The organism is Mesorhizobium sp. M8A.F.Ca.ET.208.01.1.1, assembly GCF_004791315.1.
Taxonomy (GTDB): domain Bacteria; phylum Pseudomonadota; class Alphaproteobacteria; order Rhizobiales; family Rhizobiaceae; genus Mesorhizobium.
Map to the genome: position 1 here is coordinate 1,901,305 of NZ_SRUT01000001.1, position 21,529 is coordinate 1,922,833.

Below are 21,529 nucleotides of genomic sequence, written 5' to 3' on the forward strand. Positions count from 1 at the left end.
CGCAAACACCGGCCGAAGCGCCGGTATTCATCAAGCGCTATCGCTCCTTGATTAGGGCCGAATTGTGACAGTTTCCGCGGCGGCAGGGAAGCTGACAAGCTTTGAACGGAATCGCTGTTTCAAGCCGAGATCGCCGCCGGCTCAACTGGCGAGACCGGCCAGAAGCTGCCCATACGCACTCTTGGCCACGGCCGCCAATTGCTCGCGCGGCAGCGAACCGACGACGGCACAGCCATAGCCCTTGTCCAGCCAATAGACGGCCTGCGGACCGTCCTGCGCCGAAGCGTAGGTGCCCTTGGCATTCTCCGTCGATTCCGCCGTCACGAAGAGGGATATGCGCTCGCCCTTGTCGTCTTCGTAGAGCAGCATTGCCGCCTTGCTTTCACCGGCCGGCAGCAACCGGCCACCAACCAGTTGGAACCCGTTCGCGCTCAGATCCGGCGCCACCAGCTTCAGGCCGACCCGGTTGGACAGCCAGGTCTGCAAATGATCCTTGTCGCTGGCCGGCACTTCCACCGCATGCAGCTTCTCGGCGGCATAGATGACATGGGCGGCGATCGCCTGTTCGGCGAGCCGATCCTCCGCCGGATCCTCCTGCCCGAGGCCACCGATGCCTGCAAAGTAGCCGCCAAATCCGCCCGTGGTCAGAAGCACCGCCGCGGCGGCGGCAAGCCACCAGCGCGAGCGTGGCACCGCTGCCTTAACAGGCGCTTCGCCGAGCACCACCTTGCGCAAGCGCGCGGGAACAGGCTCATCCAGCACGCCGGCAAAGGCGGCACGCAATGCCTCGCGGTCGGCGGTGAAGCGGACGCTCCTCGCCTTCATCTCCGGATTGGCATCGAGCCAGGCATCATAGGCGGCACGCTCATCGGCCGGCAGTTCGCCGTCGAGCGCCATGTGAATGTCCCGTTCGGAAAAATCGCGGCGGATCATTTCTCGACGATCCTTATGGCGCGGCGGCGCGCTGTGTCGTCCAGCAACCCGCGCAGTTCCTCACGCCCACGCGCGATGCGCGACATCAGCGTGCCCGCGGGCACACCCAGAATGTTGGCGGCTTCGGCATAGGAAAAGCCCTCGATGGCGACCATGACCAGGGCCGCGCGGCGATCGGGGCTGATCGCCTGCAATGCGTTGATGATCTCGCGCGAAGCAATGCCCTCCAACTGTTCGGGCGGCTGGGCAACCGCCTCGCCCGCCTCCAGCGGCAGCATCGCCGCTTCGCCGCGGCGGTTCACCTTGCGCATCTGGTCGATGAACAAATGATGCATGATCGTAAACAGCCACCTCCTGGGGCTCTCTCCTGTCTGCCAGTTGTCGAGCCGCAACAGTGCACGCTCGAGGCAGTCCTGAACGAGGTCGTCGGCAGAATCACGGTCGCGCAGAAGCGAGCGTGCGTAGCGGCGCAGGCGCGGTATTTCGCCAAGGATTGCTGCCTTCTTTTCGTCCATGACCGCTGGTTCTGAGATCGCCCTTGTTGATTCCGATTGAACGCGCCTTCCCGGCACGGCGCAAGCGGCCAGCGCGAAGCGGTCCGCCGCTCCGGTCACCCAAGCAACGAGATAACGCTGGCTGCTGCCGGTTTATTCCCGACCGGCAAGAAAACCCAATGATTCGCAGGCGATTATCCTTTTTCCTTCGCCGCCCGCGTCAAAAGCCGCTGATAGAACAGGCCGATGCCGATCAGCACCGCGCCCAGGCCAATGAAGGACAGCGCCCTGAGCACGCCTTCCAGTTCGGACATGTCGAAGAGAAAGACCTTCAGCACGGCAACCGCGATCAGCCCGGCCGAAGCAATGCGCAGCACCTGCGATTTCAGCCAGACGCCAGCCGTGAGCAGCGCCACGCCGATCACCAGCCAGAGTGCCGAATAGGTATAGGTCTCCAACTGGCCAAGGCCGCTCCACAAGCCAATGAACTCGCCCTTGAACAGGCGCCTCACCGAGAGCGTGGCATAGGCGAAGGCAAGCAGCGCCGCCACCAGCGCCAGCATGGCCGAATACCATTTCGGCCGCTTGCCCCTACTATAGAGCGCCAGGCCGCCAGCGGCGACGGCCGGCAGGAGATAGGCCAGGAACAAAAGATTGAAAACCGGGATCCGACCGGTCGATTCGTCGGTGAACAACGGATTGAGCACCAGGAAATGCTGGATGACGACGAAGGCGACTGAGACCACGCCCACCGCCATCGAACCATAGCGCAGCACCGAGCTTGGCGAGCGCCGGTCGATGGCGATCAGGATGGCACCAGCGCCGATGGCGATCAGCGTGTAGATCGCCTGTTCGGCAAGCGTCGGCGCATCGCTGTTGATGACGCCGCCATGCATGGCGTGGCGCACCAGCATGGCGAGCGTGAGCAGCGTAAACAGCGCCGCCGCGGCCTCCATGGCGAGGCTCGGTCGGCCATTGGTGGTGTGGGCGAGTTGCCAGGCCGCGAAGCCGAAGGCGAGCGCCGGCACGCCATAGCCCGGAAGCAACCAGTTGAAGACCGGTGTCGTTGACAAGAACCCGGCGCCGACAATCGTCGGGTCGAAGGCGACGCGGCCAAGCACCGCGATGACGGCGGCAACTGAAATCCAGCCGAGCACAGGATAAGAGCGCCGGCGCGTGGCGAGCGCCGGCATGATCGCCGCGGCGCCGAGCAGGATGGTGGTCCAGCCGGAACCAAAAGCCATATGCAGCATCAGGAGGCCGGCGACTGCTGCGCCGCCCAGGGCAAAGGACACTGCGGCACCGCCCTCGAGCGGTGGTTCCTCGGCCCGCGCGATCCACTCGCCGCCGGCGGCGAGGATCACGACCAGCAGGGCCGCGACCGCAGCGTATGCAAAATCACGGTCGAGATTGCCGAAGGTGAGCCAGAGCGCCAGCAGGATGACCAGAGGCGCGATGACGCCCCATGCTGCCCAAGAGGCCGCTCGGATCCGTGCCAAGGCGGCAAAGCGGCGCGCGGCCCACAAGCCGGCGGCAAGGAAGACAAGGCCGAGGCCAATACCGATACGCAGCGTCAAGGCATTTCCGGCCGCCACCGGCAAGCCGTCAAAGCCCAGATTGCCCTGGGACAAATCGGAGCCAATGGTGGCGGGCGGAATGATGCCTAGATGGATCATCACCGTCACCAGCCCGGCTGCGTGCAGCAGCGGCACCGCGCGCGGCCGGAAGAATGCGGTGGCGACAAGGGCGACGAGAACCAAGGCGCCTGGCAAGGCATAGCCTGCCGCGACAAATGTTGCGTCGACCGACAGGCCGAGCGCCGAAAACGCGATGAAAGCCCCCGGCACGATCGATGGCCAGTCGAAGCCGCTTTCCGCTTCGCTGCCCCGACCGCTCAGCCAGACAAGAGCCAGCACGGCCAGCGTGACGGCGTCGATGAACAGGATGGCGGAGAGGTCCGCGCCCGGCGCGTCGGTCATGTAGAGGATGGTCCAGATGCCGGTGCCGAAAAAGGCGGCCGCCATCAGCGCTTGCCAGTCGCGCATGCGGGCGATGACGCCGGTGGCCGCGAGCACGATGGCGAGATAGCCGAACAATGCCCAGGGATTGGGCGCCTGCGAAGCGATCAGCACCGGGGTCACCATAGCGCCGACAAGACCGATGCCAGCCAGCGCCTGGCCATGGACGAGCGCGGCGGCGATGGTCGCAATACCGATCGCACCGAGCAGCGTGAAGGCAAGAGCCGGGCCGATGAAGCCGTAAACGCCATGGGCGGCATAGACGGTGCCGAACAGGATGAAGGCACCGGCCGCCGTCAGAATCGCCGGAATATAGGCGCCGGCAACATCTTGCACCGGCACCTTGAAGCCGGTGCGGCGAATGAACTCGCCGCCGGCGACCAGCACCAACCCGAGCACGGCCGCCATGGTGAGCCGCACGCCGGGTCCGAAAATGCCGGCCTCGATGGTGTAGCGGATCAGGAACAAGCCGCCGAGAGCAAGCGCGATGCCGCCGACCCAGACCGCCCAACGCGTGCCGAGCGCGGTTTCGACATCGGACTGCCGGGCGGCCTGGGCGGCCGCGGCCGGCACGACCTCCGGCGTTTCCGGTGCTGCCTCGGGCGCGCTCCAGGGACCGGGCACACTCTCGCCGGCCGGGATTTCCACCTCCATGGCCTGTACCATCGCGGGTGCCGGATCGCTGATTGCTGCCGGGGCGATGTCGGCCGCGGGCGCGGCCACCGATGACGTGTGCGCCTTGCCCTCGGCCGCCTCCTGGTCCGACAGCCTGACCACGGGCGGCACGACGCCCGAAAGCACGAGACTGCGCAGCGCGCCAAGCTCGCGCTCGATCAGACCGATCCGGCTCTGCTGGCGCGAAATGATGACGAACAAGGCGATGATGGCGACAAGGCCGATCAGGCTTTCAAACATGGCGGTTCCCCCAAACCAGGCCAGTTTTCACTGACATTTCGTCTCACTGACATTCAAATGCGGCGGCCAAACGGCTGAAAACTCAACGTGCCGCCAGATTGGCTGCCGGAAATATCGAACATGTCTCGGTACCGAAAGCCAGCAGCTTGCCGCCGGCGTCCTTCAGCGTCGCCTCGGAAACGGCAAGCGTGCGGCCCTTGTGAACCACCTTGCCTTCACAAACCACCTCGCCGGTCCTGGGCGTGATCGGCCGCGTCAGGTTCACCTTGAACTCGGCCGTCGTGTAGGCCTCACCCTTTTCGAGCAGCGTCTGAACGGCGCAGCCCAACGCCGAATCGAGCAGCGTCGCCGCCCAACCGCCATGCACGCTGCCCAGCGGGTTGAGATGGCGTTCGCTCGGCACGCCGCGAAATACGGCGCGGCCTTCCGACACTTCGGTCAAGGCGAAGCTGAGCTGGAAGGAGATCGGCGGTGCCGGATATTTGCCGTCGATGATTCGCTGAAGCAATTCCAGGCCGGTGTATTTCAGGATGTCGGCATGAGGAATGGTGCCGAGGCCGAGTGGCGAGACCCAGCCCGGATAGAGTTCGACTTCGCTCATCTGATGATTTCCCCGGCCGCGTTCTCTCCGGCGATGGGCTTGTGCGTCGCGTGGTGCTTGCGCAGCGCTGCAAGAAAGCCGGCGCGCGCGTCAGGCTGATCGATGCCGCGCGGCTCGTAAACATGGCGGGTGAAGAAGAAACCGGTCAAGCGGAAGGCGTCCGCGATCGCCGCATGGTTCGCGCGCATGCCGGAGCCGCGCTGCAGAAATGCAGGCAGCACCAGCATCTTGTCGTGCCACGGCGCGCCGGCTTCACGCGACACCGCGCGTCCCGACTTCGGCGAGACATAGGCAAGATCCTGCCTTGTACCGGTGGCGGCGCATTGGCTGAGATCGAGGCCGAAGCCGAGTTCATCAAGGATCAGAAGTTCGAAACGCGCCACCAGCTCGCCGGCGGCATCGGCATCGTCCAGGTGGACGATCATCACCGAAAGCGCCTCGTAGAGGCCGCCATGGGCGTCACGCTCGGGCAGCAGGCGCAGATGCGCCGCCATGGTCTGAAGGCCGTAGACGGCGATGGCACTGTCCATCAGCCGGGCGGCATTCATTTCGATCGCTTCGGCCTGGAAGGTGCCCAGATGCTCGTCGAGGCGCGCGCGCCACAAGAGATCGACGCGATTGCCGGGCTGGAGAACGGGCTGCTGCTTGCGCGAGCGGCCGCCGCGCACGAGGCCGAGATGGCGGCCATGCGCACGCGTCATCACCTCGAGAATGGCGCTGGTTTCGCCATGCTTGCGGGTGCCGAGAATGATTCCCTCGTCGCGCCATTCCATGCCCGAGCTTTTCACCCGTTGGATGGCGAAATCAAGATGAGGCGCCGGTGCTCAGACGGGCTTGCTCCGGGACAGCGCGCAAAAAACCGCCCACAGCGATACGCTGCGGGCGGTCTGGTAAGGTCAGTCGATCCGTTAGAACGAGCGCTGGAAGCGGAGAATGCCGCCGACGCTGCTCTTCTTGTTGGCCTTGGTCCAGTTGTTGAAGTCGACGTCGTCGAATTTTCCTGCATTGAGGTAATCGACTTCAGCCGTGACCGTAAAGCCGGGCACAACGGTATAGGCAACGTTCGCGGCGATGCCGAGATTCTTCCAGTCGTCATAGGAGATCTGGGCGTTGAACGAGGTCTTGTCGTTGAACTTGTAGGTGCCGCCACCCCAGATTGCCCAGTTGCCGCCCCACTGTTTGTAGAAGCCGCGACCGTGTGCATCGATGGCGTTGTTCGCATCGTCGGTGAGATTGTCGTCGGTGCCGTAGCCAGCCATGATGAACAGCGACAATTCGTTGGTTGCCTTGACGTCAAGGCGAACCTTGCCAGCGACTTCTTCGTAGTTGCTGTCATAGGCCACGACGCCGGTGATCGCACCCCAGTCGCCCTTGTACTTCAAGCCGCCGACGACATGCGGAACATAGCTGTCGATGGTGCCCACGACGCCGGCGCCTTCTTCGAGGGAGACCATGCCCGAGAAGCCGTTGCCTGCGTCGAAGTAGTATTGGACGACGTTGCTCTCCTGCCCGCCGTAGGGCACCAGCGTATCCTGGATGACGTTGCCGGCATAGCCGATGAACGTGTCGAAAGCCGTATCGTCCTTACCGACGCGCAGACCACCGAGTTGGATCCAGGCGAAACGCAGCGAGAGCGACTTGTTACGGCCCGTCCAATCGGTGCTGGCCGAATCTTCATAGTCGCCCGAGGAGTTGCCGTAGTTGAAGCGGGTCTCGGTGTAGGTCTTCAGGGTACCGAGCTCGGTTTCCTGACCGGTCCAGGTCTTCAGCGTGAAGCGGGTGTTCTTGTAGTAGGTCGAGTGATCGTCGTTGGCGTTCTGATGGTCCTGGACATGGTTGACGCCATCGAACGAGCCGGAATCGCCGACGCCGATATCATAGCGGACATAGCCGCCGATGCGCAGGCAGGTCTCGGTGCCCGGGATATAGAAGTAACCGGCGCCGTAGACGTCACAGATCTTGACGTATTCGGCCGGTTCCGGTTCGGCGACGACGACCGCGTCCGCGGCGCGCGCGCCGGACACCGCGATCAGTGCCGCGGCTGAGCCGAGAAGGAGGCTCTTGATGTTCATTTCTGACCTCTCCAGTCAAGTTAATAAGATGGCTTCTGAATTGTGGCTGGCGGATATGTTGTCCCGCTTCACCCGACAATGAAAAAGGGCTCGCACCGCGTCCCCTTTTCGCGGCGAACATACCCACCAATCTTCCGCCTTCAATGACAATTCCACAAATATGCCGGATTCAGACCACAGATTAAATCTGTGTTGCACAAATAACACTAACCCACCATGACCAATTTTCAAATCGGCACAAATGGTACATTGTCATTTTTATGTAATAATTGGGTATTTTTTTGATTTATTCATCTGATGCTGTAATTTATTCTATTATTTTCATGTAATTAAAAATTACTTCTAACAAAAACATTGAATAACTTATTTTTCGACGTCAGATCCCTGAATCAAATCTGACCAATCCCTCGGGCTCCGCCGACGTCAGAAGGGCCATGTGAAGTTGCCCGCCGCAGTGACTTTTTTTAATCCATCGGAAACTCAACGCCGTCCGAAGTCGGCGCGTCACGCGCTTCCCCTCACGCCTGACACTCGCGATTGATCAGCACCGCATCGATCACCCGCCAAGATTCTTCGATCTCGGCCCGGGCGACGTCTATGTGGCCGGCGGCGATGATCAGCGCCTTCCACAGCGCCCAGCCACGCCCGCGCGCCCAGGTCGCCTCATCTGCCGCGAGGCAGGCGCGAAAAGTGTCCCGGCTCTCGCCTTCGAAAAGCGTCCAGGCAATTGCCAGATCGCAGGAGGGATCACCGACACCGCAGGTGCCAAAATCGATCACCGCGCCTAGCCTGCCCTTTTCGACCAGGAGGTTGCCCCGGCTGACGTCGCCATGGAACCACACGGAAGGACCTTCCCAGGCCGCGGCAAGGGCTATCTCCCAGACAGCGGTGGCGGCGCCGGTATCGATGCGGTTGCCGAGCGCCGAGATCGCTTGCCTTGTCTCGCCGTCATAGACAGTCAGCGGTCCGCCGCGAAAGAAATTGTGCTGCCCAGGCGCTGGCCCATCGGTCGCGTCCACGTATCTCAACGCAACCAGGAACCGAGCCAGGTCCGCCGCGAATTCCGACAGATCCGCGATACGTTCCCGTTTCGCGGTCTCGCCCTCGATCCAGCCATAGACGGACCAGTGCCAGGGATAGCCCTCGGCCGGAGCGCCCATCGCCAGCGGTACGGGGATGGACAGTGGTAACAGCGGCGCCAACCTCGGCAGCCAGCGATGTTCCTTTTCCACTTGCAGGGAATAAGCGGCGGCGCTCGGCAACCGCACGGTCATCTCGTCGCCGAGATGAAAGGTCCTGTTGTCCCAGCCGCCAAAATCAACCGGCCTGACCGCAAGATTCTTCCAATGCGGGAATTGCGCGGCAATCAGCCGGCGCACCAAGGCGACATCGATCGTGACCTCAAGCATGATCTTTCCCGAAAACAGACCCTTTTGTTCGGGATCATGCCCTAATGAGGAAACTCCAACCCCATCTCGCGATAGCGCTCGGGATCATCGCCCCAGTTCTCGCGCACCTTTACGAACAGGAACAGGTGCACCTTCTGCTCCAATATGCCTGATATTTCCATCCGCGCGGCCTGCCCGATGGCGCGGATGGTCTCGCCCTTGTGGCCGAGCACGATCTTCTTCTGGCTGTCGCGCTCGACAAAGATGGTCTGGTCGATGCGCACCGAGCCGTCTTTCTTCTCTTCCCATTTCTCGGTCTCGATGTGCGAGGAATAGGGCAGTTCCTGATGCAGCCTGAGATAGAGCTTTTCGCGGGTGATCTCGGCCGCGAGTTGGCGCATCGGCAGGTCGGAAATCTGGTCTTCCGGATAGTACCACGGGCCGGCCGGCAGCGCCTGGGCCAGATAGTCGAGCAGGTCCTTGCAGCCGGAGCCGGTCAACGCCGAGACCATGAAGGTGCGCTGGAACGGCACTTTCTCGTTCGCTGCCGCTGAGAGGGCCAGAAGCGCCTCCGGCTTGACGCGGTCGACCTTGTTGAGGATCAGCGCCATCGGCTGGCGCACGTCCTTCAGCCGTTCGAGGATGGCATCGGCGTCGCCCCTGATGCCGCGTTCCGCATCGATCAGCAGCAACACGATATCGGCGTCCTTGGCGCCGCCCCAGGCGGTGGTCACCATTGCCGTATCCAGCCGCCGCTTGGGCTTGAAGATGCCCGGTGTGTCGACAAAGACGATCTGCGCGTTGTCGTGCGTGGCGATACCGCGCACGATGGCGCGTGTCGTCTGCACCTTATGGGTGACGATCGAGACCTTGGCGCCGACAAGTTGGTTGACCAGCGTCGACTTGCCGGCATTGGGCGCGCCGATCAGCGCGACGAAGCCGGAATGCGTGACAGGAGCGGCTGCAGTGTCTTCGGCGGTCATGCCGCACTCCCTTCATGAACCCAGACGCCCTCGCGAACCAGAAGGGCGGTGGCGGCGGCCTGTTCGGCCTCGCGCTTGGAGCGGCCGCTGCCGGTTGCCGGCTGAAACGCGCCGACCTTGACGCTGACGGTAAACAGCGGATCGTGATCGGGGCCTTCCCGGCCGTCGACCTGATAGGCGGGAACAGCGCCCGCCGCCTGATGCGCCCATTCCTGCAATTCGGTCTTGGCGTCGCGGCGTGCCGCGCCCGAGGCTTGCGAACGCGGCTGCCAGTATTTGTGAATGAACACGCGGGCCGCTTCCAGACCACCGTCGAGATAGAGCACGGCGATCAGTGATTCCAACGCGTCGGCGCGCAGGTTGACGCGCTTGCGTCCCTCGAGCCCGCGCACGTCCGACCCGGCACGGATCAGGTCCGGCAGCCCGATATGCTCTGCGATATCAGACAGCGCCTCGGCATTGACCAACGCATTGAGGCGCAGCGACAACTCCCCTTCCGCCGCATCGGGAAAGGCAGCCAACAGCATATCGGCGACTACAAGGCCAAGAACCCGGTCGCCGAGAAATTCGAACCGTTCATAATCGGCGCCCGCATTGGCACCGCGCGCACTGGCATGGGTAAGCGCACGCTGCAGGCGCTGGCGGTCGGCGAAGGCATGGCCCGTGCGTTCCGCAAGCGCTTCGGCGAGCGCATCGGCGGTCAACCGTTTTGGCGCCGCCATGGCCCTAGTTGACGAAATGGAACAGGCGCGAAGCGCGCATCAGCGACGGCCATTTCCAGATTTCGAGCGGGCTTGCCTTGCCGGCGATCGAGAAGAAGACAAGGTTGGCGCGGCCGACCAGGTTCTCGGCCGGAACATAACCGACGGTGAAGCGGCTGTCGGCGGAATTGTCCCTGTTGTCGCCCATCATGAAATAGTGGCCCGGCGGCACGTCGAATTCGCGGGTGTTGTCGCCGATCGAGTTCGGCGACAGGTCCAGCGTGTCGTAGCTGACGCCATCGGGTAGCGTCTCGCGATAGACGTCGATGGGATAATCCTTTTCCGTGATGTCGGGATTGTCGATCTGGCCGGTCTTGACGCGCGGCACGCCGACGCCGTTGATGAACACTTGGCCATCCTTCATCTGGATCTTGTCGCCGGGCAGGCCAATGACGCGCTTGATGTAGTCGACGGACGGATCCGGCGGGAACTTGAATACCACCACGTCGCCACGCTTGGGCTCTGAGCCCCAGATGCGGCCCGAGAAAATGTCCGGCCCAAAAGGCAGCGAATAGCGTGAATAACCATAGGACCATTTGGTGACGAACAGATAGTCGCCTTCCAGAAGCGTCGGCCGCATCGAGCCCGACGGGATCGAGAACGGCTGGAACAGCAGCGTGCGAATGACCAGGGCGAGCAAAAGCGCCTGGACGATGACGCTGACGGTTTCGCCAAGCCCGCCGGATTTCTTCTGGGATTTTTCAGCCACGCTCATGTCGTCCTCGATTGTGCGTTGGATGGTATAGAGTCTCGGCGCGCGCTGGGCAACGTCAATGCCGGTCGTCAGATGCAATCAATGTGGCGCTTCTTCGACGGGCACCGCCTCGATGATCACAAAGGCTTGAGCGAGCGGAAAATCATCCGTGATGGTGAGGTGGATGGCAGCCTGATGGCCTTGGGGCAGGATCTTTTCCAGCCGCGCCAGCGCCCCGCCGGTGAGCGCCATGGTCGGCGCACCGCTGGGCAGGTTGACGACCCCCATGTCACGCCAGAAGACCCCTTGTGCCAGACCGGTGCCCAGTGCCTTGGCGCAAGCCTCCTTGGCGGCAAAGCGCTTGGCATAGGAAGCCGCGCGAGCGCGCCGGTTCTCCGAACGCGCCTGCTCCACCTCGGTGTAGATCCTCTGGATGAAGCGCTGGCCGTGGCGCTCAAGCGACTTCTCGATACGTCTGATGTCGATCAGGTCGCTGCCGATGCCGATGATCATTGGGCAGCGGAACCGACGCTTCCGCCGGGATGATGCGAATGCTCACGGCGTCTTGCGCGCTCGGCCAGCCGCTTGCGCCTCTGTTCGCGGAAGACATTCATGCCCCAGCGCGTGATGCCGTAGAACACCAGGCCGAAGACCAGCCCGAGCGGCACCGCCCCGATCAGCATCGGCTCCAGGACGGGATGCCATAGTTTGGCGAACGAAAGCGTGTGCATCATCTCGCCCAGATGCGCCGGCGGGCCATGCGCCGGCAGGCGATCGTGCAGGATGAGCTTGCCGGTTTCCCAGGATGCGCCCCACAAGAGCGGAAAGGTCAGCGGATTGCCGAAGAAAACAGCTCCGAGAGCAGCTGCCACCAGATTGCCGGCGATCACCCAACACAGAACGGCGGCAATGATGAAGTGGAAACCGACGGGGAAGAACGAAGCAAAGACACCTGCGGCGACGCCCGCCGCCACCGCGTGCGGGGTGGCCTTCAGCCGCAGAATGCGCTTGGAGAAATATTGAAGCGAGCGCGAAAACGAACGGCGCGGCCACAAATAGGTGCGCACCCGCTCGAAAAGGCCATCAGGCTTGCGGCGACGAAAAAGCACTGTCTTCCTATTCCCGACAATTCACAGCCTACACGCCGGCTGTTCCAGCCGGGCTTCGACCACCATATCTTGCGCTTTACGGTCGCCAGAAGGCAATCGCGACTTTGATATAGCCATCCGCAACCCCGACAACAACCGGAGGCCGTCCGCGCGGTGGCCGCACCGCCAGATTTTGGTAAGGTCCGTCTCCTCCAACATCGGACAATCGCGGCGAATTTGAGAAGCGGTTTTCGGCTAATTGTCGCAGCCAAATGATCGATACGCTACCGCAGATACTGGCTGACTTCGACCAGGTTGCCATCCGGGTCGCGGAAATAGACCGACATCATCGGGCCCCGCGCGCCGAGGCGTTCCACCGGCCCGAGCTCCACCGTCACGAGATTGGCTTCGAGACCGGCAAGGAATTCATCGAGCGGCCGCTCGGTGATCAGGCAGAAGTCCCCGGATCCTGGCGTCGGCGACTGGGCTTTCGGCTCGAAGGTGCGGCTGACCTCGTGGACATTGATCTTCTGGTTGCCGAAGGCAAGTGCTGTCGGCCGGCCCGGCGTATCGACGCGTTCGAAGCCCAGCACGCGTTGATAAAAGGCGCAGGTTGCGTCGAGCGACGCCACCGTCAGCACGAAATGATCGATGCCAACGATCAATGCGACCTCCTCCTCAGATGTTGCGGCTGCCGGGCTTGATGGCCGGGATGGCGGCAAGCTCCGGCGGCAACCTGTCCGGCGGATAGGCTGGAACCTCGTATTCGGCAAGCGCAATCAGCGGCACGCCGACATGGGTCTTGCCGGCCGAACGATCGATGATGCAGGCAGCCGCGACCACCTCTGCGCCGAGTTGGCGCAAGCAATCGATGGTTTCGCGGATCGACAATCCGGTGGTGACGATGTCCTCGACGATGACGACGCGGGCGCCTTGGTCAATCTCGAAGCGCCGCAGGCGAAACTCGCCCCCTTCCCGCTCCACCCAGATCGCCGGCACGCCAAGGTGGCGCGAGGTTTCGTAAGCCGGGATCAGCCCGCCGATCGCCGGCCCGACGACATAGTCGATCTTGCCCGGCACCGCGGCGCGGATCTTCTCGGCCAGCGCCTTGCACAGCCGCTCGGTCTTGTCGGCATGCATGAACACCCGTGCCTTCTGCAGGAAGACCGGACTGCGCAGACCCGACGTCAGGATGAAATGACCCTCCAGAACAGCGCCAGCCTCGCGGAATATGCCCAGCACTTCGTCGGTATTCATCTCGTCCCCCATGGATCGGCTATCGCTAGCCATTGACGCGCCGCGCATCGCTGACGCTCGAATTGTCCTTGAGCTGCGAGAGCAGCCGGTTGAGATGCTTGAGGTCCCAGACTTCGAGATCGATCAGCATTTCGGTGAAATCGGGCGCGGTGCGCACCATCGACAGCGTATGGATGTTGGCGTCGTTTGAGGCAACGACCTGGGCGATGTCGGCGAGCGAGCCCGGCGCGTTGATGGCGGTGACCGAGACGCGCGCGGGAAACCGTTCCTTGGTGCGTTCGTCGATGTCCCAACGCACGTCGATCCAGCGCTCCGGCTGGTCGTCGAAAGCCTGCAGCGCCGGCGACTGGATCGGGTAGATGGTGATGCCGGTGCCCGGCTGGACGATGCCGACGATACGGTCGCCAGGGACCGCGCCTTCCGGCGCGAAGCGCACCGGCAGGTCGCCGCGCACGCCGCGGATCGGCACGGCGCCGGCGCCTGGCTGGTCCTTGTCCTTGCGCGCGGCCCGGCCAGGTATCTGGAACAGCATGCCGGCGGCGTTGCGGATCTTCGACCAGCCCTCCTCGCGCTGCTTGGGAGCCGCAGGGGTGACGCGCTCGTCCTTGTAGTCAGGGAAGACCGCCTTCATGACATCGGTGGAAGCCAGTTCTCCGCGACCGACGGACGCCAGCACATCCTCGATGTCCTTGCGAGCCAACCGGTGCAGGACGGGCTTCAGGCTTTCCTTGGTGAAGGTCTTGCCGGCTCGTTCGAAGGCACGCTCAAGGATACGCGCGCCGAGACCCGAATACTGCTTGCGGATGGCATTCTTGGTGGCGCGGCGGATGGCGGCGCGCGCCTTGCCGGTGACGACGACCGATTCCCACGCGGCTGGCGGCACCTGCGCCTTGGAGCGGATGATCTCGACCTCGTCGCCATTCTTCAGTTCCGTCATCAGCGGCATGATGCGGCCATTGACCTTGGCGCCGACGCAGGTGTCGCCGACATCGGTGTGGACGGCATAGGCGAAATCGATCGGCGTGGCGCCGCGCGGCAAGGCAATCAGCATGCCCTTCGGCGTGAAGCAGAACACCTGGTCCTGGAACAGCTCCAGCTTGGTGTTTTCGAGAAAATCTTCCGGATTGTCGCCTTCGGCCAGTTGCTCGATGGTGCGCCGCAGCCAGGCATAGGCATTGGTCTCCTTCGAGATCGCATGGCCGGCGCCGTTCGTCTTGCCACCGGTGTCCTTATAGATGGAATGAGCGGCGACGCCGTATTCGGCGATCTTGTTCATCTCGCGGGTGCGGATTTGCAGTTCGACGCGCTGGCGCGAAGGGCCGACGATGGTGGTGTGGATCGAACGGTAGTCGTTCTGCTTCGGCGTCGAGATGTAGTCCTTGAAACGGCCGGGTACCATCGACCAGGTGGTGTGGATGGCGCCCAGCGCGCGATAGCAGTCCTCGACGGTGTCGACGACGACGCGGAAGCCGAAAATGTCGGACAGTTGCTCGAAGGACAGAGCCTTGGCCTCCATCTTGCGGAACACCGACCACGGCTTCTTCTGCCGGCTCTTCACGCCGGCGTTGATGGCATGCTTCTCAAACAGTGCCGACAGCGCCTTTTCAATGTCGGTCAGTACGCCCTTGTTGCGCTCGAAGATCTCGGCGAGGCGGGCGGTGACGGCACGGTAGGCTTCCGGATTGATGAAGCGGAAGGCGATCTCTTCCAACTCCTCGCGCATGCCTTGCATGCCCATGCGCCCGGCCAGCGGCGCGTAGATGTCCATCGTCTCCTCGGCAATGCGCAGGCGCTTGGCCTCGGGCATGTGATCAAGGGTGCGCATGTTGTGCAAACGGTCGGCGAGCTTGACCAGCAGCACGCGCACATCTTCCGAGATCGCCAGCAGAAGCTTGCGCAGGTTCTCCGCCTGCTCGGCCTTCTTGGAGACGAGATCGAGCTTCTTAAGCTTGGTCAGGCCCTCGACCAGCTTGCCCATTTCGGGGCCGAACAGATCGTCGATCTCGGCTCGCGTCGCCGTTGTGTCCTCGATGGTGTCGTGCAGCAGGGCGACGGCGATGGTCGCCTCGTCCATGTGCATCTCGGTGAGGATGGCCGCGACCTCGAGCGGGTGCGAGAAATAGGGATCGCCGGAAGCGCGCTTCTGGTGGCCATGCTTCTGCATGGCGTAGACATAGGCCTTGTTGAGCAACGCCTCGTTGACGTCAGGCTTGTAGCGCTGGACGCGCTCGACAAGCTCATACTGACGCATCATGGGCTAAATCTCTCGGCGATGAAATGAATCATGCGCCGCACTGTCGTACGGCGCATGTCCGGTACCAACTGTCGCAAATACCAGATTCATACATTATGCCAAGTGCGGCCAAAACTGCATCTGGTATTTGCGACAGTTGGTACTCGATAGCCACGAAAACTGCCGGGACGGAAGGGCCGGAAGATTGTTCCAGGCGCTTCCGGAGAGCTGTCTCAGTAGTCGTCGCTCTTTTCCGGCGGGACCAGACCTTCGATGCCGGCCAGCAGGTCTTCCTCGGTCATGCGATCGAAGGTGACGTTGTCCTCGGCGTCGTCGGTGTCGGCGGCGGCGACGGCACCGCCAGTCTGGTCGGCGATCACTTCGCCATCGGCTTCGGGCTCGTCGACCTCGACATGCTTCTGCAGCGAATGGATCAGATCTTCCTTGAGATCGTCGGGCGACAGCGTCTCGTCGGCAATCTCGCGCAGCGCAATGACCGGGTTTTTGTCGTTGTCGCGCGGGACGGTGATCTGCGCGCCCTGGCTGATCTGACGGGCGCGGTGGCCGGCCAGAAGCACCAGCTCGAAGCGGTTGTCGACCTTGTCGATGCAATCTTCAACGGTTACGCGGGCCATGGATTGCCCCTTTCATGCCTGGATGTGACGGAAAACAGGCGCGGTGCATAACCCGAACGGCGCCAAAATACAAGCATCATGGCGATGCAGGCCCACAGGGCACTCAATCCCTCCATCAAACTGCGGATTTGGCAAAGCCGGCCGCGTCCACGGTTCGGCTCTACGATCACAATTGCTTGCAGTGCGCCAGACGCCCTTGGATTGCCACCAAACTGGCGTTATCTCGGTTGGTCCAAGGTCGGCCGGTTTTCATGAGCCTGACCAATAGTCGATACCGCATTTCGTTTAGACGGCGCTTATTTCGAAAAGGATTATTTCCATGTTCGACCCTCGTGAAAAAATCGCCCTGTTCATCGACGGCGCCAATCTCTACGCCACCTCGCGCGCACTCGGGTTCGACATCGACTATCGCAAGCTTTTGGCGAGCTTCCACAAGCGTGGTTACCTGTTGCGCGCCTATTATTATACCGCGCTGGTGGAGGACCAGGAGTATTCCTCGATCCGGCCGCTGATCGACTGGCTCGACTATAACGGCTTCAAGGTGGTGACCAAGCCGGCCAAGGAATTCACCGACTCGACCGGCCGCCGCAAGATCAAGGGCAACATGGACATCGAGCTCACTGTCGATGCGCTGGAACTCGCCGACGTCGTCGACCACTATGTCATATTCTCCGGAGATGGCGATTTCCGCACGCTGGTCGAGGCGCTGCAACGGCGTGGCCGCAAGGTGTCGATCGTCTCGACCATGGCCTCGCAGCCGCCGATGATCTCGGATGACCTGCGCCGCCAGGCCGACCATTTCATCGACCTGGCGACGCTGAAGAACGAAGTCGGCCGCGATCCCTCCGAGCGGCCCGTAAGGCGGCCCGAACCGGCCGAAGTCGAGGAGGACGACTACTGAGGCCGGTCGACTTGACCGTCCTCTCCGCTTCCGAACCCAGCCGCGACTGCCCACTTTGCCCGCGGTTGCATGACTTCATCGCCGAATGGCGGCAGCGCGAGCCGTCCTGGTTCAATGCGCCAGTGCCGACCTTCCTGCCACCGGGCGGCGAAGACACCGTCCGGCTTCTGATCGTCGGTCTGGCGCCTGGCTTGCGCGGCGCCAACCGCACCGGGCGCCCGTTCACCGGTGACTATGCCGGTGACCTGCTCTATTCGACACTGATTGCCCACGGTTTTGCACGCGGCGAGTTCAAGGCGCGGCCCGATGACGGGCTGGAACTCGTCGGCACTGCCATCACCAACGCGGTGCGCTGCGTGCCGCCGGAGAACAAGCCGGTGGGCGCCGAGATCACCACCTGCCGGACATTTTTGGTGCCGACGATCGCTCGCTTTCCAAACTTGCGCGCCGTGCTGGCGCTGGGATCGATCGCGCACCAGTCGACCGTGCGGGCATTGGGCGGGCGCGTCGCCGCCTATCCGTTCAAACATGGCGGGCAATTGCCCGCCGGCGGCATTACGCTGTTTTCGAGCTATCATTGCTCGCGCTACAACACCAATACAGGCGTGTTGACCGAAGGCATGTTCGTCAGGGTGTTTGGCGACATCGCGGCATTCCTGGAGACCTGAAATATCGGTCGTCGGACGGTCTCCGGTGCCAGCCTACACCGGCAACAGGGCATCCGGTTTCACGTCGCCGATCGACGCATAGGTATGTGTTTCCTTCACGCCCGGCAGCGGCAGGATGACGCGTTTGAGAAAGTCCTGATAGTCGGCCATCTCGGCAATGCGCGCCTTCACAAGATAGTCGAAGCCACCGACGACCATATGGCATTCCAGAACCTCGGGCGCCTTTGCGACCGCCTCGGCGAAACGATCAAAGATATGCGGGGCCGTGTGATCGAGCCGCACCTCGATGAAGACAAGCATGCCTCGGCCAATCTTTACCGGATTGAGCACCGCCCTGACGGCGGTGATGAACCCGTCGCGAAACAGGCGCTTCACGCGCTGGCTGGTGCCGGTCGGCGACAGGCCGACGCGCGCTGCCAGATCAAGCGTGGTGCTGCGTCCATCTTCCTGCAGCAGCCGCAAAAGACTGCGATCGACGGCGTCGAGGTCGCCCGATTCAGGATTCACGTTCAAGCCACCTCATTTGCGTGAACTACACGTCAATTTTCGAAAAACAGCGTATTTAGTCGCGGCCATTTCGACAATAGGCTGCGCTTCATCGCAAGGTCGGGGCTGTCTCCTCCTGGCGGCATGAATATGGTGGCAGAACATGGCGGACGTCCGAGACACGGGAAACACAAGGCTTGCGGTGATCGCCGGCCTCGCCATGATCGCCATCTATGCCGCGCAGTTCGTGGCCGCCCGCTTCAGCCTCAGGGAGCATCTGACGGCCACCGACATGGCCGGCTTGCGCTTTGCCGGTGCCGGCGCGGTGTTCCTGCCGATCGTCTGGAGGCGCGGCCTGGCGACCATGACGGCGCTGGGCTGGCGGCGTGGATTGACGTTGGCGGCGCTGGCCGGATTGCCCTATCCGCTGATCATCAACTGGGGCCTCACTCATGCGCCCGCCGCCCATGCCGCGGCGCTCTGCCCCGCCTCGATCGTCTTCTTCTCGTTCCTATTGTCGCTGTTCAGGGAAAGCGCGTCGCGCCGGCGGATCATTGGCGTCGCCACGATCATCGCCGGCTTGTTGCTGTTCATAGCGCCGGCGCGCACCGGCGCCGGTGATGTCTTGTTCGGGGATCTGCTGTTTGTCGGATCGGGCGCGATGTTTTCCACATATGCCGTTCTTGTGCAGCGGTGGCGTATCGAGCCGGTGACGGCGACCGCGAGCGTCGTGCTTTTGTCCTGCCTGCCGCTGCCACTTCTCTATGTCTTTGCGCCAAGCGGCCTCCATGCCGCCGCAGGCGCCGAAATCGCCAGCCAGATCGTCATTCAAGGTCTTCTCGCCGGCGCTGTCGCAATGTTCCTTTACACTTACATTGTCGACCAATTGGGCTCGCAGGCTGCATCGCTGTTCCTGCCGGGTGTGCCGATCGCCACCGTGATGGTCGGCATGGTCGTGCTTGGCGAGACCCCGCTGGCGATCCAATGCGTGGCCATCGCCATCATGGCCGCCGGGATGGGTTATTCGGCGATGGGTCGACGCATCACCAGGGAAAATCTGGCTGTTCCGGCACCAGCTGGATCGTAAATGGTTTCAGTGGCATCAAGGTATGGGGGCAAGCAGCGCCGCCAACTTCTGCGGCCCGCCCTGCAAAACGTTCAGGTCGACGTCCCCCTCAATGCCGTCCACGCGTCCCCGGTTGTGGTACTGCCAGTAGACCCAGTCACGGCGGTCCGGCTCCATGAGCAGAGAGCGCAGCCAGAGTGGGCGAGCGCTGATTTGCCCGGCATAGGCAGCTTCGGCTTCATCCGTCAGATAGACGATCGCTGGCTTGCCGAAGGCCGCCTCGACGGGTCCAAGGAAAGCCTGCAGTTCGGCGTTCAGTTGCTCGGGCGACGGGCGCTGCGGACAGTTGCCGCCGAACTCGATGTCGACGACCGGCGGCAGCAACGGCTGATCGCGCGGCACCACCGAGATAAAATTCCTGGCCTGGTCGGCGCCCGGACGGCAGAAGGTGAAGAAATGATAGGCGCCGACGGCGAGCCCGGCGGCGCGGGCCTCGCGCAGGTTGCCGGCGAAGGCTTCGTCGACATGGTCGCCGCCCTCAGTCGCCTTGATGACGGCGAAAGCCACATCATCGGCGGCAACGCGCCGCCAGTCGATCTTGCCCTGATGATGGGAGACGTCGATGCCCCTGACCGGATATCTGCCGCGGTCGGGAGAATAGGTGTGGAAATAGACCAAGGCCCCCGCCGCAACGATACATGCCAGGGCAAGACTGGCGAGGCCCCAGAGAACAATCCGCTTCTTCAAGACCATCCCCTGTTGGGCTTGCCGATTGTTAGACCTTGAAGCCCCGGCTGTTGGCTTTTTTCAGGCCGTCACCTGATCACCCGCGTTCCTTGAGCAGCCGGCCCTTTTCGCGCGACCAGTCGCGTTGCTTCTCGGTCTCGCGCTTGTCATGCAGCTTCTTGCCGCGGCCAACGGCAAGCAGCAGCTTGGCGCGCCCCTGATCGTTGAAATAGATTTTTAGCGGCACCAGCGTCATCCCTTCACGGTCGACGCTCTGCGACAGTTTTGCCATCTCGCGCTTGTTGAGCAGCAGCTTGCGGCGCCGGCGCGGTTCGTGGTTGAAGCGGTTGGCCTGCAGGTATTCAGGCAGATAGGAATTGATCAGCCAGATCTCGCCGCCTTCTACCGAGGCATAACTGTCCTGGATGTTGGCCTGGCCCTGGCGCAACGATTTGACCTCGGTGCCAGTCAGCACCAAGCCGGTCTCGATCGTGTCGAGCACCTCATAGGAAAACCGCGCCTTGCGGTTTTCCGCAACGGTCTTGTTGTTGGGATCGGCTTTTCTGACTTGATTCATGATGTGGAGAGGTGGCGCCTCATCCTCAATTAATCAAGCCGGCGTGCTTCATGGCCGCATCGATCTTTTCGGCCGTCGACTGCTCGATGGTGACCAGCGGCGAACGCAGCACGTTCTCGACCTTGCCCAGCTTCGACAGCGCGTATTTGGCGCCGGAGACGCCGGGCTCTATGAAGATCGCCTTGTGCAGGGGCAAGAGACGGTCCTGCAGCTCGAGCGCCTTGGCGCTGTCGCCGGACAACGTTGCCTCCTGGAATTCGGCGCACAGCCTCGGTGCGACATTCGAGGTCACCGAAATACAGCCGACGCCGCCATGCGCATTGAAGCCGAGTGCCGAGGCATCCTCGCCGGAAAGCTGGATGAAATCCTTGCCGCAGGTCATGCGCTGCTCGGACACCCGCTCGACCTTGCCGGTCGCGTCCTTGACGCCGACGATGTTCTTGAAGTCATGCACCAGCCGGCCCATCGTCTCCGGCGTCATGTCGATCACCGAGCGCGGCGGGATATTGTAGATGATGATCGGCAGCTTGGTCGCCCGGGCGACGGCGGCGAAATGCTCGTAGAGACCGCGCTGTGTCGGCTTGTTGTAGTAGGGCGTGACGACCAGGGCGGCATCGGCACCGGCCTTTTCGGCATACTGCACAAGCCCAACAGCTTCCTCGGTGTTGTTGGAACCGGCGCCGGCAACCACAGGGGCGCGCCCCTTGGCAACCTCGATGCAAACCTTGACGACGTGGCGGTGCTCGTCATGCGACAGCGTCGGCGACTCGCCGGTGGTGCCTACGGGGACGAGGCCAGTGGTGCCTTCGCCAAGCTGCCATTCGACGAACGCGCGAAAGGCTTTCTCGTCGAAACGCCCGCTCTTTTCGAACGGTGTCACGAGCGCAGTAAGCGAGCCTCTCAGCATGTCGTCCAACTCCTTGGGACTTCTAGGTTCATGCATGTCGTCGTCCCAAAAGCGGTTACCGGTTTTGGGACGACATGCATCGGGTTTTATCGTGCGCGCCTTCTAACCGAAAGCGAAGCCGCGCAC

General features: G+C 62.6%; 23 protein-coding genes. 3 read left to right on the forward strand and 20 right to left on the reverse strand.

The genetic code is table 11. From position 1 onward, the window contains the following. Nucleotides 1-141: 141 nt before the first annotated feature. From EN851_RS09790 to rpoZ, 16 genes are all read right to left on the reverse strand, one after another. The gene (locus EN851_RS09790) at nucleotides 142-933 is read right to left on the reverse strand and encodes an anti-sigma factor (protein WP_127871386.1); all 792 of its coding nucleotides are present in this window, start codon (nucleotides 931-933) and stop codon (nucleotides 142-144) included. Then, on the reverse strand, nucleotides 930-1,448 hold the full coding sequence (locus tag EN851_RS09795) for an RNA polymerase sigma factor (protein ID WP_127276227.1): 519 nt from the start codon (nucleotides 1,446-1,448) through the stop codon (nucleotides 930-932). The genes EN851_RS09790 and EN851_RS09795 overlap by 4 nt, the downstream gene beginning before the upstream one ends. A 173-nt stretch (nucleotides 1,449-1,621) precedes the next feature. After that, nucleotides 1,622-4,360: a DUF2339 domain-containing protein gene (locus EN851_RS09800; protein WP_135929077.1), complete on the reverse strand. Its 2,739-nt coding sequence runs from the start codon at nucleotides 4,358-4,360 to the stop codon at nucleotides 1,622-1,624. Between the two features lie 82 nt (nucleotides 4,361-4,442). Beyond that, nucleotides 4,443-4,961, reverse strand: coding sequence for a PaaI family thioesterase (locus tag EN851_RS09805; RefSeq protein WP_135863738.1), 519 nt, complete (start codon nucleotides 4,959-4,961; stop codon nucleotides 4,443-4,445). Next, nucleotides 4,958-5,734, reverse strand: coding sequence for a DNA repair protein RecO (recO, locus tag EN851_RS09810; protein ID WP_127871383.1), 777 nt, complete (start codon nucleotides 5,732-5,734; stop codon nucleotides 4,958-4,960). Before recO ends, EN851_RS09805 begins: the two co-directional genes overlap by 4 nt. A 135-nt stretch (nucleotides 5,735-5,869) precedes the next feature. Further along, on the reverse strand, nucleotides 5,870-7,033 hold the full coding sequence (locus EN851_RS09815; protein WP_127276222.1) for a porin: 1,164 nt from the start codon (nucleotides 7,031-7,033) through the stop codon (nucleotides 5,870-5,872). Nucleotides 7,034-7,551: 518 nt separating this feature from the next. Then, entirely contained in the window at nucleotides 7,552-8,442 is an 891-nt protein-coding gene (locus EN851_RS09820; protein WP_189521799.1) for an aminoglycoside phosphotransferase family protein, read from the reverse strand. A gap of 41 nt (nucleotides 8,443-8,483) precedes the next feature. Beyond that, on the reverse strand, nucleotides 8,484-9,404 hold the full coding sequence (era, locus tag EN851_RS09825; protein ID WP_127276219.1) for a GTPase Era: 921 nt from the start codon (nucleotides 9,402-9,404) through the stop codon (nucleotides 8,484-8,486). Then, a complete protein-coding gene (rnc, locus tag EN851_RS09830; RefSeq protein WP_127871381.1) occupies nucleotides 9,401-10,126 on the reverse strand; it encodes a ribonuclease III in 726 nt (241 codons plus the stop codon). The genes era and rnc overlap by 4 nt, the downstream gene beginning before the upstream one ends. A gap of 4 nt (nucleotides 10,127-10,130) precedes the next feature. Further along, nucleotides 10,131-10,880 (reverse strand): signal peptidase I, encoded by a 750-nt coding sequence (gene lepB / locus EN851_RS09835; protein ID WP_027144187.1) that lies wholly within the window; start codon nucleotides 10,878-10,880, stop codon nucleotides 10,131-10,133. Between the two features lie 78 nt (nucleotides 10,881-10,958). Continuing rightward, on the reverse strand, nucleotides 10,959-11,372 hold the full coding sequence (gene acpS / locus EN851_RS09840) for a holo-ACP synthase (RefSeq protein WP_127276214.1): 414 nt from the start codon (nucleotides 11,370-11,372) through the stop codon (nucleotides 10,959-10,961). After that, the gene (locus tag EN851_RS09845) at nucleotides 11,369-11,968 is read right to left on the reverse strand and encodes a DUF2062 domain-containing protein (RefSeq protein ID WP_127276212.1); all 600 of its coding nucleotides are present in this window, start codon (nucleotides 11,966-11,968) and stop codon (nucleotides 11,369-11,371) included. The genes acpS and EN851_RS09845 overlap by 4 nt, the downstream gene beginning before the upstream one ends. Nucleotides 11,969-12,231: 263 nt before the next feature. Then, nucleotides 12,232-12,612: a VOC family protein gene (locus EN851_RS09850; RefSeq protein ID WP_167531192.1), complete on the reverse strand. Its 381-nt coding sequence runs from the start codon at nucleotides 12,610-12,612 to the stop codon at nucleotides 12,232-12,234. 13 nt (nucleotides 12,613-12,625) lie between these two features. Further along, a complete protein-coding gene (gene pyrE / locus EN851_RS09855; protein WP_127276208.1) occupies nucleotides 12,626-13,204 on the reverse strand; it encodes an orotate phosphoribosyltransferase in 579 nt (192 codons plus the stop codon). Nucleotides 13,205-13,229: 25 nt separating this feature from the next. Continuing rightward, entirely contained in the window at nucleotides 13,230-15,458 is a 2,229-nt protein-coding gene (locus EN851_RS09860; protein WP_127276205.1) for a bifunctional (p)ppGpp synthetase/guanosine-3',5'-bis(diphosphate) 3'-pyrophosphohydrolase, read from the reverse strand. A 212-nt stretch (nucleotides 15,459-15,670) separates the two neighbouring features. Beyond that, nucleotides 15,671-16,072: a DNA-directed RNA polymerase subunit omega gene (rpoZ, locus tag EN851_RS09865; RefSeq protein ID WP_127276203.1), complete on the reverse strand. Its 402-nt coding sequence runs from the start codon at nucleotides 16,070-16,072 to the stop codon at nucleotides 15,671-15,673. 319 nt (nucleotides 16,073-16,391) lie between these two features. Here rpoZ and EN851_RS09870 point away from each other — a divergent pair, with 319 nt between their 5' ends. Together EN851_RS09870 and EN851_RS09875 are read left to right on the forward strand one after the other, a co-directional pair. Next, nucleotides 16,392-16,973, forward strand: coding sequence for an NYN domain-containing protein (locus EN851_RS09870; RefSeq protein WP_127276201.1), 582 nt, complete (start codon nucleotides 16,392-16,394; stop codon nucleotides 16,971-16,973). A gap of 11 nt (nucleotides 16,974-16,984) precedes the next feature. Then, complete coding sequence (locus EN851_RS09875) at nucleotides 16,985-17,641, forward strand: uracil-DNA glycosylase (protein WP_135919593.1); 657 nt, start codon at nucleotides 16,985-16,987, stop codon at nucleotides 17,639-17,641. 33 nt (nucleotides 17,642-17,674) lie between these two features. On the opposite strand, the gene EN851_RS09880 is transcribed toward EN851_RS09875, so the two are convergent. After that, nucleotides 17,675-18,148, reverse strand: a complete 474-nt coding sequence (locus EN851_RS09880; RefSeq protein ID WP_135919862.1) for an Lrp/AsnC ligand binding domain-containing protein — start codon at nucleotides 18,146-18,148, stop codon at nucleotides 17,675-17,677. Between the two features lie 142 nt (nucleotides 18,149-18,290). Here EN851_RS09880 and EN851_RS09885 point away from each other — a divergent pair, with 142 nt between their 5' ends. Continuing rightward, nucleotides 18,291-19,214, forward strand: a complete 924-nt coding sequence (locus EN851_RS09885) for a DMT family transporter (protein WP_135919591.1) — start codon at nucleotides 18,291-18,293, stop codon at nucleotides 19,212-19,214. 15 nt (nucleotides 19,215-19,229) lie between these two features. On the opposite strand, the gene EN851_RS09890 is transcribed toward EN851_RS09885, so the two are convergent. From EN851_RS09890 to dapA, 3 genes are all read right to left on the reverse strand, one after another. Next, entirely contained in the window at nucleotides 19,230-19,940 is a 711-nt protein-coding gene (locus EN851_RS09890) for a GH25 family lysozyme (protein WP_135919589.1), read from the reverse strand. Between the two features lie 76 nt (nucleotides 19,941-20,016). Then, nucleotides 20,017-20,496 carry an SsrA-binding protein SmpB gene (gene smpB / locus EN851_RS09895; RefSeq protein WP_027144197.1) on the reverse strand — a complete coding sequence of 160 codons (480 nt, stop codon included), beginning with the start codon at nucleotides 20,494-20,496 and terminating at the stop codon, nucleotides 20,017-20,019. Between the two features lie 25 nt (nucleotides 20,497-20,521). Continuing rightward, the gene (gene dapA, locus EN851_RS09900) at nucleotides 20,522-21,403 is read right to left on the reverse strand and encodes a 4-hydroxy-tetrahydrodipicolinate synthase (RefSeq protein ID WP_135919860.1); all 882 of its coding nucleotides are present in this window, start codon (nucleotides 21,401-21,403) and stop codon (nucleotides 20,522-20,524) included. Nucleotides 21,404-21,529: the final 126 nt, after the last annotated feature.

What these genes read in the sequence shown, in the direction of transcription:
- EN851_RS09790 (WP_127871386.1), bottom strand. Translation starts at nt 933, where the DNA reads ATGATCCGCCGCGATTTTTCCGAACGGGACATTCACATGGCGCTCGAC.
- EN851_RS09795 (WP_127276227.1), bottom strand. Translation starts at nt 1,448, where the DNA reads ATGGACGAAAAGAAGGCAGCAATCCTTGGCGAAATACCGCGCCTGCGC.
- EN851_RS09800 (WP_135929077.1), bottom strand. Translation starts at nt 4,360, where the DNA reads ATGTTTGAAAGCCTGATCGGCCTTGTCGCCATCATCGCCTTGTTCGTC.
- EN851_RS09805 (WP_135863738.1), bottom strand. Translation starts at nt 4,961, where the DNA reads ATGAGCGAAGTCGAACTCTATCCGGGCTGGGTCTCGCCACTCGGCCTC.
- recO (WP_127871383.1), bottom strand. Translation starts at nt 5,734, where the DNA reads ATGGAATGGCGCGACGAGGGAATCATTCTCGGCACCCGCAAGCATGGC.
- EN851_RS09815 (WP_127276222.1), bottom strand. Translation starts at nt 7,033, where the DNA reads ATGAACATCAAGAGCCTCCTTCTCGGCTCAGCCGCGGCACTGATCGCG.
- EN851_RS09820 (WP_189521799.1), bottom strand. Translation starts at nt 8,442, where the DNA reads ATGCTTGAGGTCACGATCGATGTCGCCTTGGTGCGCCGGCTGATTGCC.
- era (WP_127276219.1), bottom strand. Translation starts at nt 9,404, where the DNA reads ATGACCGCCGAAGACACTGCAGCCGCTCCTGTCACGCATTCCGGCTTC.
- rnc (WP_127871381.1), bottom strand. Translation starts at nt 10,126, where the DNA reads ATGGCGGCGCCAAAACGGTTGACCGCCGATGCGCTCGCCGAAGCGCTT.
- lepB (WP_027144187.1), bottom strand. Translation starts at nt 10,880, where the DNA reads ATGAGCGTGGCTGAAAAATCCCAGAAGAAATCCGGCGGGCTTGGCGAA.
- acpS (WP_127276214.1), bottom strand. Translation starts at nt 11,372, where the DNA reads ATGATCATCGGCATCGGCAGCGACCTGATCGACATCAGACGTATCGAG.
- pyrE (WP_127276208.1), bottom strand. Translation starts at nt 13,204, where the DNA reads ATGAATACCGACGAAGTGCTGGGCATATTCCGCGAGGCTGGCGCTGTT.
- EN851_RS09860 (WP_127276205.1), bottom strand. Translation starts at nt 15,458, where the DNA reads ATGATGCGTCAGTATGAGCTTGTCGAGCGCGTCCAGCGCTACAAGCCT.
- rpoZ (WP_127276203.1), bottom strand. Translation starts at nt 16,072, where the DNA reads ATGGCCCGCGTAACCGTTGAAGATTGCATCGACAAGGTCGACAACCGC.
- EN851_RS09870 (WP_127276201.1), top strand. Translation starts at nt 16,392, where the DNA reads ATGTTCGACCCTCGTGAAAAAATCGCCCTGTTCATCGACGGCGCCAAT.
- EN851_RS09885 (WP_135919591.1), top strand. Translation starts at nt 18,291, where the DNA reads ATGGCGGACGTCCGAGACACGGGAAACACAAGGCTTGCGGTGATCGCC.
- smpB (WP_027144197.1), bottom strand. Translation starts at nt 20,496, where the DNA reads ATGAATCAAGTCAGAAAAGCCGATCCCAACAACAAGACCGTTGCGGAA.
- dapA (WP_135919860.1), bottom strand. Translation starts at nt 21,403, where the DNA reads ATGCTGAGAGGCTCGCTTACTGCGCTCGTGACACCGTTCGAAAAGAGC.